The sequence below is a fragment of the Lacipirellula parvula genome (genome assembly GCF_009177095.1).
Taxonomy (GTDB): domain Bacteria; phylum Planctomycetota; class Planctomycetia; order Pirellulales; family Lacipirellulaceae; genus Lacipirellula; species Lacipirellula parvula.
In genome coordinates, this window is sequence record NZ_AP021861.1 from 2803315 (window position 1) to 2818367 (window position 15053).

The 15053-nt window shown below is 63.2% G+C and carries 11 protein-coding genes; 4 read left to right on the top strand and 7 right to left on the bottom strand.

What is annotated here, in order from left to right; genetic code table 11:
• Positions 1-74: 74 nt before the first annotated feature.
• The 3 genes from lsrF to PLANPX_RS11025 are packed head-to-tail and all read left to right on the top strand — an operon-like array spanning position 75 to position 2459.
• Entirely contained in the window at positions 75-959 is an 885-nt protein-coding gene (gene lsrF / locus PLANPX_RS11015) for a 3-hydroxy-5-phosphonooxypentane-2,4-dione thiolase (protein WP_152098781.1), read from the top strand.
• Complete coding sequence (locus PLANPX_RS11020) at positions 959-1654, top strand: ribulose-phosphate 3-epimerase (protein ID WP_152098782.1); 696 nt, start codon at positions 959-961, stop codon at positions 1652-1654. Before lsrF ends, PLANPX_RS11020 begins: the two co-directional genes overlap by 1 nt.
• Positions 1647-2459 carry an SDR family oxidoreductase gene (locus PLANPX_RS11025; RefSeq protein ID WP_172991987.1) on the top strand — a complete coding sequence of 271 codons (813 nt, stop codon included), beginning with the start codon at positions 1647-1649 and terminating at the stop codon, positions 2457-2459. The genes PLANPX_RS11020 and PLANPX_RS11025 overlap by 8 nt, the downstream gene beginning before the upstream one ends.
• 241 nt (positions 2460-2700) lie before the next feature.
• On the opposite strand, the gene PLANPX_RS11030 is transcribed toward PLANPX_RS11025, so the two are convergent.
• From PLANPX_RS11030 to PLANPX_RS11050, 5 genes are all read right to left on the bottom strand, one after another.
• Positions 2701-3474 (bottom strand): PIG-L family deacetylase, encoded by a 774-nt coding sequence (locus PLANPX_RS11030; protein ID WP_152098784.1) that lies wholly within the window; start codon positions 3472-3474, stop codon positions 2701-2703.
• A 99-nt stretch (positions 3475-3573) separates the two neighbouring features.
• Positions 3574-4443, bottom strand: coding sequence for a class II aldolase/adducin family protein (locus PLANPX_RS11035; protein ID WP_152098785.1), 870 nt, complete (start codon positions 4441-4443; stop codon positions 3574-3576).
• Positions 4444-4612: 169 nt separating this feature from the next.
• Positions 4613-5281, bottom strand: coding sequence for a phosphoribosylglycinamide formyltransferase (purN, locus tag PLANPX_RS11040; RefSeq protein WP_152098786.1), 669 nt, complete (start codon positions 5279-5281; stop codon positions 4613-4615).
• Entirely contained in the window at positions 5278-8706 is a 3429-nt protein-coding gene (ileS, locus tag PLANPX_RS11045; RefSeq protein WP_152098787.1) for an isoleucine--tRNA ligase, read from the bottom strand. The genes purN and ileS overlap by 4 nt, the downstream gene beginning before the upstream one ends.
• Before the next feature lie 296 nt (positions 8707-9002).
• Positions 9003-10061 (bottom strand): lysylphosphatidylglycerol synthase transmembrane domain-containing protein, encoded by a 1059-nt coding sequence (locus tag PLANPX_RS11050; RefSeq protein WP_152098788.1) that lies wholly within the window; start codon positions 10059-10061, stop codon positions 9003-9005.
• Between the two features lie 1219 nt (positions 10062-11280).
• Here PLANPX_RS11050 and PLANPX_RS11055 point away from each other — a divergent pair.
• Positions 11281-11928, top strand: coding sequence for an SdrD B-like domain-containing protein (locus PLANPX_RS11055; RefSeq protein ID WP_152098789.1), 648 nt, complete (start codon positions 11281-11283; stop codon positions 11926-11928).
• 87 nt (positions 11929-12015) lie between these two features.
• Here PLANPX_RS11055 and PLANPX_RS11060 read toward each other — a convergent pair whose 3' ends face one another.
• Both PLANPX_RS11060 and PLANPX_RS11065 read right to left on the bottom strand, forming a co-directional pair.
• Positions 12016-13476, bottom strand: a complete 1461-nt coding sequence (locus PLANPX_RS11060; RefSeq protein ID WP_198421877.1) for a pyridoxal phosphate-dependent decarboxylase family protein — start codon at positions 13474-13476, stop codon at positions 12016-12018.
• A gap of 76 nt (positions 13477-13552) precedes the next feature.
• Positions 13553-14863, bottom strand: coding sequence for a BBP7 family outer membrane beta-barrel protein (locus PLANPX_RS11065; protein WP_152098790.1), 1311 nt, complete (start codon positions 14861-14863; stop codon positions 13553-13555).
• Positions 14864-15053: the final 190 nt, after the last annotated feature.

A 15053-nucleotide genomic window follows, 5' to 3' on the forward strand; every position in this document is an offset into this window, starting at 1 on the left:
GTAGTGGTAAAATGCCCGCTTCCGAGGCTCAAGAACTCTTGAGCGCAGTGCGAATTTAATAACGGAAGCGAACAATGCCAGAAGTCGACGTCAGCAAGAAAGAAAAGAACTACTTCACCGACGTGCCGCAGCAAACCCCCGGGTTCTTCCTCAAGGGAAGCGGCAACCTCGATTGGGGCATGAAGCACCGCCTCTCGCACACCTTCAATCCGAAGACGGGCCGCACCGTGATGCTCGCCTTCGATCACGGCTACTTCCAAGGCCCCACCACCGGCCTCGAGCGCATCGATCAAACGATCGTCCCGCTCGCCCCGATGTGCGACGCCCTGTTCTGCACCCGCGGCATCACCCGCTCGATGATCCCGGCCGACATTCAGAAGCCGGTCTTCCTGCGTGCCAGCGGCGGCCCGAGCATCCTCAAGGAACTCTCGGACGAACAGATCGCGATGGACATCGAAGATGCCATCCGCCTCGACGCGGCCGGCATCGGCATCCAGGTCTTCATCGGCGGCGAGCATGAAACCCGCTCCGTCCACAACATGACGCGCCTCGTCGACGCCGGCATGCGTTACGGCATCCCCGTGATGGCCGTCACCGCCGTCGGCAAGGAACTCGTCCGCAACGCCCAGTACTTCCGACTCGCTTGCCGCATGTGCGCTGAACTCGGCGCCCACGTCATCAAGACCTACTACGTCGCTGAAGAGTTCGAAACCGTCACCTCGTCCTGCCCTGTGCCGATCGTCATGGCCGGCGGCAAGAAGCTGCCGGAACTCGAAGCCCTGACGATGGCTTACAACGCCGTCCAACAAGGCGCCGCCGGCGTCGACATGGGCCGCAATATCTTCCAGTCGGACGCGCCGAAGGCGATGATGACCGCCGTCAACAAGGTCGTTCATGAAAACATGAAGCCGGCCGAAGCGCTCCAACTCTTCGAATCGCTCAAGGCGGAGTCGAAGTAGTGAGCCAGTTCGCAGTCCTTGACGTGCTTCGGACGCGGCCCCCGAAACTGAGCGTCGGCATCCTTGCCGCCGACGCGATGGACTACGGGGCCGGCGTGCGGCTGCTGGAGCAGTTCGGCGTGCTGTTGCACCTCGACGTGATGGATGGCCGCGTCTGGCCAAGCATCACCGCCGGGGCGCCGGTCCTCGCCGGCCTGCGTACCAGCTTGCTCAAGGACGTTCATCTGCTGATCGAAGAACCCGAGAAACACGTCGCTGCGTTCGCTAAGGCGGGCGCCGACGTGATCTCGTTCTCGATCGAGCATTGCGGCGACGTTTCTGCGACCCTCGATCTCATCGGCCAGCAAACGAACGCCAACGACCCAGCCCGCGGCATCGTCCGCGGCGTCTCGCTCGATCCGGCGACGCCGGTCGACGCGATTCGATCCGTCGCTGACAAGATCGACGCGGTGACGCTGCTCGCCGTCGGCCCGACTACCGGGAAGCAGAGCTTCATCGACGCGCTCCCTGCGAAGATCGCCGCCGTTCGTGCGTTGAACGAGCAGATCGTCATCTTCGTCGACGGCGCCGTCACCAAGGACAACATCGGCCAACTGGCCGCGATGGGCCCGAACGGCATCGTCACCGGCAGCGCCGCGTTCGCCGGCAATCCCGCCGAGAATATTCAGTTCATGCTGGAGCAAATCAGTGTCTAAGGTTTTGAGCGGCAAGGTCGCGGTCGTCACCGGCGCCGCCGGCGCCATTGGCTACGGCATCTGCGAAGTCCTGCTGGAAAACGGCGCCACGCTCGTCGCCACCGACCTGCCGGGCGAGAAGCTCGACGCCTTCGCGAAAGACCTCGACGCGCTCGCTCCCGGGCAATCGATCGGTTTGCCGATGGACGTCACCAGTCCGGAAGGCGTCGGCGCCGCGCTCGACGAGATTTACGCCAAGTTCGGCCGGCTCGACATCATGATTCACAACGCAGGCATCGCGTACGTGTCGAAGATCGTCGACATGGACATCGCCCGCTTCCAACTGCTTGAGAAGGTGAACGTCGACGGCACGCTCGTCGTCCTCAAGGAAACCGGCAAGCGGATGATCGAGAAAGCGGCCGGCGGCGACATCGTCGTCATGTCGACCAAAAACGTCCCCTCGCCAAGCGCTGGCTTCGGCGCCTACAGCGCGACGAAAGCCGCTTGCCATCAACTCGGCCGCATCGCAAGCGTCGAGTTCGCTCCGCACGACATCCGCGTCAACATGATCGCCCCCGACGCCGTGTTCGCCGAAGGCAAATACAAGTCGGGCCTGTGGGATCTCGTCGGCGAAGACCGCATGAAGTCCCGCGGCGTCAGCGAAGCGGAACTCCACGAATATTACCGCAACCGCAACCTGCTGAAGGCGTCGGTCACCGGCCGCCACGTCGGCAACGCAGTGCTCTACTTCGTCTCGCGGCAAAGCCCCACGACCGGCGCCACGATTCCCGTCGACGGCGGTTTGCCCGACGCGACGCCCCGCTAGCCGCACGGCCCCCACTTCCGCTTGGGTGGCATGCCCTCAGATATTCCTGTGGGCATGTATTCAGTGCTAAGGGCGAGGATGCTCCGCGCGCATGTATTGTAATTGTGTGGCCCCCTCCCCATGGAGGGGAGGGCTGGGGAGGGGGGAAGAACCCTGATACCCGCTGCCGTCACCCCTCCCTAACCCTCCCCCTCAAGGGGAGGGGACCAGACGGTTTATTGATGCAAGTGGGAGCCCGGGGCTACATCGGCGCATCCGACGGCGGTGACACCACCACGTCTCCAAACATCGCTCCCATGAGATCGCGCGTCCCGAGCGTCCGCGGCGTCACGAGCAACTCGCCCGCCGCGAACCCCGCGATTTCTCCCATGTGTTTGGCCTGCGCTTCAACGCGTCCAAACACGTGCTCCTTCTCTTTTGGGAACTGCGTCGCATAGCACCGTACCGCCGCGAGCTTCTTCTCCAGCGTCGCGCTGATGTCCGAGATGAGATGCCCCGCCCCCTGCAGCGGCGTCGCTGAGTAGAACGCCAGCGTGTAGTAAAGCTGCGCCGCAATCTTGTGCGGCGGCAAGTTCTCGAACTGGTCGTCCCACTTCGTCAGCCGCGCGTAAAAAATCGCCGCGTCGGTGATCTGCATCGCCTGCCAATGGTCAGGCGACGCCATCGGCGTTTTCTCGCCAAAGCCAATCACCAGCTTCGGCCGATACCGCCGCAATTCGATCGCGAGCGCCACGCGATTCTCGTACGAATCAAAGAGCTTCCGATTCGAAAGCTGCAGCACGATCCGCTTGTGAATCCCGAGCGCCGCCGCCGCCGCCCGCGCTTCCTCAAGCCGCGCCTCGGGCCCCGGCGAATTCGGCGTCGGCTCGCCGTCGGTGAGATCAATGATCCCCACCTTGTGCCCCTGCTCAGCCAACCGAGCGAGCGTCCCGCCGCAAGCAATCTCCACATCGTCCGGATGCGCCCCGACGGCAATCACATCAAGCGGTTCGGGAAGTTCAACAACGTTCGACATGCTGCTCGCCTTCTCTCTCGTATTTCCTTTGCGCCTCTGCGCCTTTGCGAGAAATCTTTCCGAAGAGATGTCTCACGCAAAGGCGCAAAGAAGGAATGCCTACTTCAGTTTGTCCCGTAGTTTTTCCGCGACGCGCTCAGCGATCCGCTCCACGAGCGCCTCTTCATCAAACGGCCCGCCGCTGCGCTTCGTCCACTCCGCCGCCGCCCGCGACCACGCCGGGATGCCAAAGGCCCCGCCGTTCACGCCGCTCGCGGCCCACGCCTCGCGGAAGATATCGTCGGCGAACAAATCGCTTCCTTGGTAGCTCGCCGCATGCCGCGGATCGTCGATGCCGAACCGCTTCTTCAGCGCGAGCAACTCCCACCCTTGCTGCTCCGACAGAAACTCAACGCCGCCGACCTGCTTCGCCAGGATGAGAATCCGGCAATAGGCGTCGAGAATCTCCGTGAGCCAGTACGCCCGCTCGACGCTCTCGCCGTAGCTCACGACGCCGTGGCTGGCGAGAATCATCACGTTCGTTTGCGCGGTGAACGGCAGCACCGTCTCGGCAAACTCCTTGCCGCCGGGCGTCTCGTACCGCGCGATCGGCACGTTGCCGAGAAACACATCGACCTCCGGCAGCACGCACGACGGAATCGCCTCGCGGGCCACGGCAAACGCCGTCGCATGCGGCGGATGGCAATGGACGACGCTTTTCACGTCGGGCCGGGCCTTCAAGATTTCGAGATGCAGCAGCACTTCGCTCGAACGCTTCCGCTCGCCGGCAAGTTGATTGCCTTCAAGATCGACCGTCGCGATGTCGCTCGGCTTCATGAAGCCCTTGCAGATCATCGTTGGCGTGCAAAGAACTTCGTTCGGTCCGATGCGATACGAAATATTGCCGTCATTCGCGGCCGCGAACCCGCGCTTGTACAGCCGGTCGCCAATGTCGCAAATCTCTTGCTTGATCTGTTCGGCGTCGACCATGGCAGAATTCAAATTCATCAACACAGAGGACACAGAGAGCACAGAGAAGACAATAAGTAGTTAAAAAGTCTTCTCTGTGTCCTCTGTGCTCTCTGTGTTGAAATGTTTTTTTATTGCAGTTGAGATGGTCTTTGCACCGGGCGTCCGCAGCGCTCACCTCATTCAAATACTAATCGTCAATCATCGCCCCGCCGCGCGGCCGCCCCGCGACAATCCGCACCCGCCGCCCATCGAGTTTGATCCGCCCCGCCGCCAGCAGCTTGAGCACGTGCGGATACGCCTCTTTCTCGACCTCGAACACCCGCGCCGCGAGCGTGTCCGCCGTGTCGTCGTCGAACACCGGCGTCGGCTGCTGCCAAATGATCGGCCCCGCATCGTACTCGTTGTCGACGAAGTGCACCGTCACGCCGGCCACCTTGGCGCCATACTCCAGCACCGCCTCGTGGACGCGATGCCCATACATGCCGTGGCCGCAGAACGCGGGAATCAGCGACGGGTGGATGTTCACCACGCGCCCCGCAAAATCGTCCGGCACTGGCGCGAGCTTGAGGAACCCCGCCATCGCCACGAAGTCGACCCCCGCCGCACGGCACGCCGCAAAGATCGCATCGCCATACGCCTGCGCCGACGAAAAATTCTTGCGAATGAGCACTTCCGTCGGCACGGCCGCATCGACGGCGTACTGCAATCCGCCCGCGGTGGGGCTGCTCGAAATCACCAGCCGCACGTCAACCGGCAGGCTTCCCTCGGCGGCTAGGTCCAGAAAATTCTTCAGCGTTCGCCCGCTGCCCGAGATCAGCACGGCGATCTTCAGCGGCTTCACCGGTTCGCGACTCATGACGCCACCTGCAGGTAGAGTTCCACATCGGCGTCGCCGACCTTCGTGGCTAACGGCGCCGCGTTGGGAATCGCCTGCGTCGTCAACTTAGCCGCCAGCGTTTCCGCAGAGATATACTCGCGGAAGCTCTCGACGGCGCCGATCAGTTCCGGCGCCGCGGAAACAACGCCGACGTTGATCCGGTCCGTAAACTCGCAGCCCATTTCCTTACGGCGATCCTGAATCACCCGCACCAAGTCGCGAGCCAGCCCCTCGGCGAGCAACTCCGGCGTCACTTCCGTCGCGAGCACGACGACGACGCCTTTGTCGTTCGCCGCCGTCCATCCCGGCTTCGCTTGAAAACGAACCTCCAGCTCTTCCGGCAGTAACTCCACCGCTTCGCCGTCGATCACGAGATCGACCTTGCCGTTGTCGCGCAAGTTGGCGAGCAACTCGGCCCCGCTCTGGCTCGCCAGCGCTGGTTTTACCTTCGGCATCAGCTTGCCGAGCTTCTTGCCCAGCAACTTAAAGTTCGGCAGCACCTCATGTTCGACGTACTTATCCGGCTCGTCGCTGAACTCCACCAGCTTCACGTTGAGTTCTTCGGCAATCACCGCCGCATGCTCTTCAAGCCATTTTTGATGCGTGTTGTCGGCCAGAATCACTTCCACGCGAGCGAGCGGCTGCCGCACCTTGAGGCTCGCGCTCGTCCGCGCTTGGCGGCCGAGCGACGAAATGTGCCGCACCAGGTTCATCCGCGCGGACAACTGCTCGTCAACAGCCGAGGCATCGCCCGTCGGGTAGTCGCACAGATGCACGCTCTCCGCAGCACTGCCGGCCTTCGCGCCATTCAGCGGCTTCGCGACCAAATTCTGCCACAGGCTTTCCGCCAAAAACGGCGTGAACGGCGCGATCAACTGAGCCGTCGTGGTGAGGCACTCGTACAGCGTCCAGTAAGCGTCGAGCTTCTCTGCCGATTGCTTGTCAGCCGCCCAGAATCGATCGCGACTACGGCGGACATACCAGTTCGACAACGCATCGACGAACTCGGTGATCGCCGCGCAAGCTGCGAAGTTGTCGTAAGCATCCATCCGCTCGACGACGATCGCCGCAGTGCGATTGAGTTCGCTGACGATCCAGCGGTCGAGCTCGCTCCGCTGAGCCAACGGCCGCTTCGCCGGGGAAGTCGCCGGATCAAACCCGTCGATGTTTGCGTAGATCGTGAAGAACGAATACACGTTCCACAGCCGCAGCAAAAACTCCGGCACGCTGTCCTTGATCGACTGCTCGCTATACCGAATCGAAGTCCACGGCGGCTGATTCGCAAAGAAGTACCACCGGAGTGCGTCGGCCCCGTAGCGATCAAAAATCTCGCTGGGTTCGCGGTAATTCCGCTTGCCCTTCGACATTTTGCCGACCTTCTGAACAAAGCCGCCGTTGCCGCAAGCCGTCAGTGCAGCTTCTTCTGACAGAAAGAGTTGCTTTCCATCTTTTGATTCCCACCACTCGGCAAGCATGTGGCCAAGCACAATGCAGTTGCGGAACGGATGAGGGTACGGCATCGCCGTTCCTTTGGCGGAGCCGGGGGCTGAACCCCACAGCATCGTGCTGATCGCCAACTGGCTATAAAACCACCCGCGCGTCTGATCGATCGCCTCGCTGATAAAATCGGCCGGGAACTGCGAATGAAACCGCTCCGCGCTCTCGCTTCCCCCTTCCGCCTTCCCCCCTCCGCCTTCCCCTCGATATCCCCACTGCGCAAACGGCATCGCCCCGCTGTCGTACCAGCAGTCGATCACCTCGGTGACGCGCTCCATCCGCGCCCCCTTCGCAAACGGCGAGTCGTAAGTCACCGCGTCGATGTACGGCTTGTGCACCCGCAGGTCGTCGACGAGTTCAGGATTCTTCCGCTTCGCCTCGTCCCACACGTCGGTCCCGCGCACGCCCGGCTTGGCGAGCAACTCGTCGTACCCGCCGAGCGCCTCCATCTTCCCAGTTTCGGAGCAAACCCAAATCGGCAGCGGCGTTCCCCAAAACCGTTCGCGGCTCAGCGCCCAATCGACGTTCGATTCCAGGAACTTTCCGAACCGCCCGTCGCGAATGTGCTCCGGCAGCCAGTTGATCTTCGAGTTGTTCTCCAGCATCGCGTCCTTGAACGCGGTGGTGCGGATGAACCAACTCTCGCGCGGGTACTGAATGAGCGGATCCTCTTCGGCCCGCCAGCAGAAGGGATAGTCGTGCAAGTACTGCTCTTGGTGAAACAGCAGCCCGCGCGACTTGAGGTCGCGAATGATGTCCTTATCGCAATCCTTGACCCAGCGGCCACGGACGAACTCAGGCGCCTCCGCGGTGAATTTACCGTCAGGGCCGACACAGTTGATCAGCGATGGCGCCTGCTCGCCCAACTGTTCGCGAAGTTGTTGCAGAACGTTGTAATCGTCTTCGCCGAACGCGGGAGCGATGTGAACGAGGCCTGTACCGCTGTCGGTCGTCACAAAGTCGGCTGATACCACTCGCCAGGAGGACTTGATGTCTTTGGCTTGGTAGCAGTCGAACGGGGGAGCGTAGTGCGATCCGATCAAGCTTTCCGCTTTGAGTTCGCCGACAACCTTGAGCGGACGTTTTAGTTTTGCTTCCAGAGATGGCGCCAAGTCGGAGGCGACGATCAAGGTTTCCTGGGAGTCTTCATCGTAGATGTTGCAGTAGCTCAGCTTGGGGTTGATGGCGACAAATTGATTGCTCGGAAGCGTCCAAGGTGTCGTCGTCCAAACCAAGAGCGACGCTCCAACTGCCTTACCCTTGTCATCCACAAGCGGAAACTTCACATACACGCTAGGATCCGCCACCTCGCGGTACCCTTGCCCCACCTCGCCGCTCGATAGCGCCGTGCCGCCCTGGGCCCACCACCAAACGATCTTGTGCCCCTTGTACAGCAGCCCGCGGTCAAACAAATTCTTCAGCGACCACCAGACGCTCTCGATAAAGCTCTGGTGATATGTCACATAGGCGTGCTGCAGATCGACCCAAAACCCGAGCCGCTCGGTGAGACGCTCCCACTCGTTCATGTACCGCCAGACGCTCGCCTGGCACTTTTGGATGAACGGCTCGATCCCAAAGTTCTCGATCTCTTCCTTCGAGTGGATGCCGAGCTCTTTGCAGACCTCCACCTCCACCGGCAAACCGTGCGTATCCCAGCCCGCCTTCCGCTCGCAGCGGTAGCCGCGCATCGTCTTGTAGCGCGGGTAGAGATCCTTGATCGACCGCGTGAGGCAGTGCCCGGGGTGAGGCATGCCGTTCGCCGTCGGCGGCCCTTCGAAGAACACAAACGGCGGCGCCCCGTCCCGCGCGTCGAGCGTCTGCTGGTAAACGTTCCGCTCCTTCCAGAAGCGAAGGACGTCGAGCTCACGCTCAGGAAAGCCGCGGTCTTTGTCGACAGGTGGGAACATGGGCGGAATTGGTGATCAGGGATCAGTGACTGGTGATCGGTGTGTCGTGAGCTGCCTTCTAGCCCCGGGCTCTGCCAGGGGGGGGCGCTCTGCCGGCCGTGAGGCGTGGTCGCGCAAAACAACCGCCGCAGCCGTAAACGCTTAAGTTTAAGGGATTTCGGTCCACGAACCCAGGGGAGCGGCAGAACGGCGGCTCGCGCGCTCAAACCCGTAAAAGCCACCGGCTCCGCCGGTGGACGCGCCACGAATAGAGCGTCGTTGGCCGCTTTGTCCACCGGCCGAGCCGGTGGCTTTTGTTAGGCGCTAGGCTTCGCGTCCCCCGCGGCATCCTCTTCCGCCTCAGCCTCCTCCAGCACCTCGCGAACTTTCTTCCGCGCTGTCACATAAAACGTCGCCCCGATCCCCGCGACCACGTACGTCATCGCCCGGTAGCAAATCGCCGCGAGCAACCCGTCGCCCTGCTGGCTCCCCACTGCCTGATAAAGCTGATCCATCGCCGCCTCAAACGTCCCCAGCCCCGCCGGCGTCAGCGGAATCGCCCCCGCACACAAGCTCAGCGGCCCCACCAAAAACGTCGCCGCCAGCGTCGGCGCCTTAATGGGCAACCCCTGGCCGATGAGCCAAATCGCCGCGACCAGCGACAAGTGGGTGCAGCACGCCACCCCGATTGCCGCGAACAGGTACCGCCGCTCGTGCCGATACGCATCAGCTGCTCCGAACAGCCGCACGAGCGTCGACCCGACGCCCGGAATCTTCCGCAACCGCTCTCGCAACCATGGCCCAGTGAGCGCCGGCGTCATCAAGAGCGCGATACCCACGGTACCGATGACGGCCAGTGTGAGCACGAGCGCCATCAGCCCCCGCAATTCATCGTCGAGCGCAAGCGACTCGCCCGCCGCAACGGCGCCCACTGACGCCACCAGCAGCAGCGCATAGAGCCCCACGACGCGGTCAATGATCACGCTCGCCACCGCCTCGGTCCGCTTCCCCGGGTGCTCGCGGGCGACCACCATCGCTTTAAAGACGTCGCCGCCAACGCTTCCAAGCGACACTTGGCTGAGCAGATGGCCGAGCGCCCCCAAGCGAAACGCATCGCGAAACGAAAAATCGAGCTTCAGCGCCCGCACCAGAATCTGCCAACGAACCCAATTGAGCGAGATCCCCACGAGTACCAACACCTGAGCGAGCGCGAGCCGCCCCCAGTGTTTTGGCTCGTCAACGAGCCGCGTGAAGACCCCTTCGCCCCGCAGCCGGTAGACGAGGAACGCGAGGATTGCCGCGGCAATCGCCATTTTCAACATGCCCACGACCACCCGGCGACGGTGGTGCGACGAGTGGGGCAGGGGAGCAGGCATCGGCGGCAGTTTGCAGAAGGTTGGATTATCTAGCCCCGGGCTCCGCCCGGGGGTGGCGTGACGCTGGAGTCTGGCGAGTGCACTGAGAGCAGGATGCCCGCCAAATAGTTCTTCTGGCTCCCTCCCCCTGGAGGGGAGGGCTGGGGAGGGGGGATGAACCCTGGTACCCGCCGCCGTCACCCCTCCCTAACCCTCCCCCTCGAGGGGAGGGGACCAGATGGTTTTGTTTTCCAGCGGCGTCGACGGCAAGTTGCAGCGTGAACCGCTCACCGAAGGCCCCCTAGTGTGACCGCCTCGCCCCCAATCCACCAGGGCGACCCGAGCCGCAACCCTCCAAAACGCCCATTTTGCAACTCGCTTTTGGCCACTCATCGCGATATACTGTACAGGTGTTTATTTCTGCAGTGGGCAGTGGGGGGGGCGCGGAGCCGAATCGACCGCAACCTCCTGCTTTAAGCCCCCGAAGGGGGCGACATGTTGTAGCCAGGGGCGCAAGTCCCTGGTCAGCTGCCCAAAAAATCCGCAGCCCCGGAGGGGCGACACAATTCCCACGATGGGGGGGCATTTGTGGGAGGCGTCTCCGACGCCGATTCGACGTTCCATCCCCCTCTGCCGCTGGCCCCTAAACTCGGGCTCAGCTCCAAACCCGCTCTTTGAAAACTGAATTTCCAACCGCTTCACCGGGCTCCGGCCAACCTGTCGTCACCTCCCGATCGAGGGGCAACTGTCGCCTCCAATGCGACATTATGCGCGACACAAAGGCGTGTAACTCGTTACACAAAAACGACTTACACGCCAATTCTTAGTGTCGCCTAAAATCGCGTTTGGCTCTTGGGAGCAATGCGACACGACACGACAACATCCGTCGTCGCCCCCTTCTCAATCGCTCGTGCCGCCTAGCCGCCCTCTCCGCCAACCGCGGCCCCTCATCCTTCCGGTCGCCCGCACGACCGGCCCAACCGGACGCCGTCGCACCGCGTCCGGATAAAAAAAGGGGACCAATCTGCCCCAAAAAATTGCCGGTTTCCTAATCGGTGACTAGCGTGGAAGTAGAGCCCGCGCATTTTGCCCAGGCCATTCTCTTTCACCGCATTCCCTAACCGGACGAGGCAGGACTAATGACGGACTTCGACGCTCGCTGAGCGTCAGCCCTTCATCAACTACCGCAGACCGCTCCGGCGGCCCGCGTTTCTTCAGTCCACCTTGGGATGCGCTTCTTATGATTTTCCGACACCGATGGGGCCGCCGCGCGCTTGCGGCGACCTGCGCTTGCCTCGCCGCGACGCTCTTCGCGTCCAACGCTCTGGCTGTCAGTCAGCTCTCCGGCTACACGTACGTCGATCGTTATAACGATGGAATACTCCTGTTTAGCGATGCGCCGCACCCTGATCTCGTCATCCCCAACGTTGAGATTAAGCTCTACAGCGTTTCCGGGATGACCGAGACGTTGCTCTCGACCGTCGTCACGAGCGACATCGGCCTCTACTCGTTCACGAACCTCGCGGCCGGCACGTACTCGATCCGTCAGACCCATCCGTTCCAGTATCTCGACGGCATCGACACGCTCGGCACGATTCGGAACTTGAATAACAACAACGTTCCGCCAGGCGCCAACATCGGCACGCTGGCCGCCGATGCGTTCACGAACATCGTTCTGCCCGACAACGCTCGCGGCGAGATGTACAATTTCGGCGAACGGGGCCTGCTCGCTCAGTACGCCTCGAAGCGCAACCTACTCGGTTCCGCTCCGCCGCCGCAGTACGCTCCCGATCCGGAAGTCCTCCCGGAACCGGCGACCGCCTCGCTATTCGCTCTCGGCGGCATGGGGATGCTCGCCATGAAGCGTCGCGCCAGCCGCAAGCGATAAACTAGCCCCGGGCTCCGCCCGGGGGGCGGCTTGAAGTAGGGGCGACGTTCCATAGCATGGTGCGCGACCCCCGGGCGGAGCCCGGGGCTAGCAGGCGGCGTCGCGCGCCGCAATGATTGCCGCTAGGCTGCGATCAACGTCCGCCTCGGTCGTCGCCCAACTCGACACGCTGATCCGCATCGCCTTGCGACCTCGCCACATCGTCCCGCCGCACCAGCACTCGCCCGAGCGTTGGATGTGCTCGAGCACGCGATCGGTCGCCGCGTCATCGGCAAATCCGACGAGCACCTGGTTAATCACCACCTCGTTGAGCACGTCGATCCCCGCCGCACGCAACCCCGCGGCGAATCGCTGGGCGTGATCGCTGCAGCGATCGACCAGGTCTGCAAGTCCGCTCCGCCCCAGCGTTCGCAGTGCGGCCCACGCATCGAACGCCCGCGCTCGCTGCGACGACTGCGGCGTGTGGTGCATCGGATCGAGATCTCCCTCCGGCAAGTAGCCGGCCCGCGCCGACATTGTCGGCCGTAACAGGGCCGCATCGCGAATGAGGATGATCCCCGAGTCGTACGGGACGTTGAGCCACTTGTGCCCGTCGGTCGCCCAAGAGTCGGCGCCGTTCATGCCCGCGGTGAGATGCCGCCGCGCGGGCGACGCTGCGGCCCACAGCCCGATGGCTCCGTCGACATGCACCCAGCTGTTCCGCTGGCGGGCCCAATCGATGATCTCGTCGAACGGATCAAAGGCGCCGGTGTTCAACTCGCCCGCTTGCGTCGAGACGATCACCGGGCCGTCGACACTGGGCAAACGGCTCGCGATGATTCGCCCTTGATCGTCCGTGGGCGCGACGATCACCCGCTTGCGGCCAAGGCCAATGATTGAGAGTGACTTGGCGATCGTCGAGTGGGCCTGCTCGCCAACGATCACGCTCACCGGCGGCGCGCCGATCAGCCCGTCGCCCGCAGCGTCCCAGCCGACTTGAGAGAGCACGAAGTCGCGCCCCGCCGCGAGGCCGCAGAGGTTCGCCACGGTCGCGCCGCCGACAAACATCGCCTCGCTCCCGGCGGGCAGGCGGAGCGCATCGACCAGCCACCGCGAAACGACCGACCGCACGCGGCTCGCCAGCGGCGACATCGCCGAGAGCGCCGCGTTCTGATCCCACGCCGTCGCGAGGATGTGGGCCGCCATCGCCGCCGGCAGGACGGCCCCGTTGACGAAGCCGAAGTAGCGGCCACCTGTCGTCGCCATCGTCGCCGGCGAGCCGAGCCGATCGAGCATCGCCAGCGTGTCGTCCGCAGCGGCGGGCCGTTCTGGGAACGGCTCGTCGAACTCCGCCAGCGCGGCCAAACTTGCGGGCGTTGGCGCCACGCCCCGCTCGGGCAGCGAGGCGTGGTAGGTCGCGGCGCGCTCGGCCGCAGCGCGAATCAGGCGGGTCGTCTCGTCGAGGTCCATCGACCAATTCGATCGGTCGATGGACCCGCCGTCAACCTGCCGCAGTGATGCCTTCGCGCGACTGTGGGAGGCGTCTCCGACGCCGATTCCGTTCTCCACTCGCCGCCGCTTAGGCCCAGCGAGCCGCTTCGGGGTCGGAGACCCCTCCCACAGAAGGCGACCTCCAACGCTGAGCCTAGAACGTCAGTTCCAGCCCTAGGTCGGCGCCATGGGCGACCACCGTCGTGCCGAACATCCCCGGGAACGCCGGCTGCGCTCCGCCGCCGCCTTGCACCGGCGGCAAGTTCCGCGGATCGCTCGACAAGCCCGGCGGCAACTCCGATGCGGCTTGCACGACGTCGGTCCAGACAATCACGTTGTAGCCGAAGCGAGCGCTGAGCCGTTCGGTGATCTGGGCGCCGAGGCCGAGCCGGAAGCGCGGAATGACGACTGCCTTCGTATCGGTGTAGTTGCCGATGTTCGTCTCGCCCGAGGTTAGCAGACCGCCGGGATTCGAAGTCGTGCCGCCGCCGGCCGGAACAGTGATATCGGTGCCGCCGTTGATCGACACGGCGCGATTGTTGGCGCCGATCGCCATCGTCGCGAGGCCGTCGATCCAAATCCAACCCTCTTGCCGGCGACCTTGCAAACCAATTTCACCGCCGTGGAATTGGTTGCGAGCGCCGAACTTGTCTTCGACGTATACCGTCGTTCCCGGAACCAGTGGCGAGGTCGTGTTATCAAGGATTAGGATGTCTTCGTTAACTTGCAGTGCGGAGTTGTGCTGGTAGTAGCGGTACCCGCCGACGAGGGTTACCCAACCGCTCGGACCGCACGAGTTCGCGTTGCCGCAGCTCAGCAGGCATTTTTCCAAGCCGAGGCCGGCGCCTTGGAACTGGCTGCTGCTCTGCACGTGGACGTTGCCTGCCTGTTCGTCCGGCACGTTCACCAGCTGGGCGTCTTGCAGCCCGGTCTCGCTGTTAAAGAACGGACGGGCGTAGATCGTGCCGTCGTCGGGGCCAAGGCTAGAATTGAAGTTGTTGCTGCCGACTTGGAAGTAGTCGCCGACGACCGCCAACCCGTTGCATGGATCGAGCCAGTAGCCAGTGCTGACGGCGAAGCCCGAGCGCCACTTGTCGGTCAGCGCATCGTTGCCGACGAGCGTCGTCGTCGTGTTCTGGCCGAGTTGGCCTGCCGTGGCGAGCGACGTGCCGTCGGGGCTCGACGTGACGAGCGCCGGCGAATCGGCGCCGGTGACTTGCCAGTAGAGGTACTCGCCGCGAACCCAGAAGCGATCGCAGCCGTTCGACTTGCAGGCGCCGCCGCAGTTCGAACCGCACGAACCGCACGAATCGCACGAGGTGCAAGAGTCGTCCGGAAAGCCGCAGACCGGTTCGCCGCAGTCGACGATGCCGCAATCTTGGGCGCTGGCGGAAAGCGGGCTAGAAGCCAGCAGAAGACAGAGCAGAGCAGCGCCGCGCCGCCCCGCCGAAGCGGTGAAAAGCATGAGATTCCCCCCCAGGAATTTGAACGGCGAGCTGCCCCATTGTGAATTCGCGCCGATTGCACCGGTCGCCGCAGTCGTGTTCACCTTTCCTATCGGCGAAACTGTGAGGCCCGATTGACCGCCAGTCTTGCTCCAAAGGCCTCACGGCGGTTTGCGGGGTTTAAAATGGGAAGAGTTTGACGGCAACCTC

Coding starts and splice junctions, on each gene's coding strand:
- lsrF (WP_152098781.1), top strand. CDS start 75: ATGCCAGAAGTCGACGTCAGCAAGAAAGAAAAGAACTACTTCACCGAC.
- PLANPX_RS11030 (WP_152098784.1), bottom strand. CDS start 3,474: ATGTCGAACGTTGTTGAACTTCCCGAACCGCTTGATGTGATTGCCGTC.
- PLANPX_RS11035 (WP_152098785.1), bottom strand. CDS start 4,443: ATGGTCGACGCCGAACAGATCAAGCAAGAGATTTGCGACATTGGCGAC.
- purN (WP_152098786.1), bottom strand. CDS start 5,281: ATGAGTCGCGAACCGGTGAAGCCGCTGAAGATCGCCGTGCTGATCTCG.
- ileS (WP_152098787.1), bottom strand. CDS start 8,706: ATGTTCCCACCTGTCGACAAAGACCGCGGCTTTCCTGAGCGTGAGCTC.
- PLANPX_RS11050 (WP_152098788.1), bottom strand. CDS start 10,061: ATGCCTGCTCCCCTGCCCCACTCGTCGCACCACCGTCGCCGGGTGGTC.
- PLANPX_RS11055 (WP_152098789.1), top strand. CDS start 11,281: ATGATTTTCCGACACCGATGGGGCCGCCGCGCGCTTGCGGCGACCTGC.
- PLANPX_RS11065 (WP_152098790.1), bottom strand. CDS start 14,863: ATGCTTTTCACCGCTTCGGCGGGGCGGCGCGGCGCTGCTCTGCTCTGT.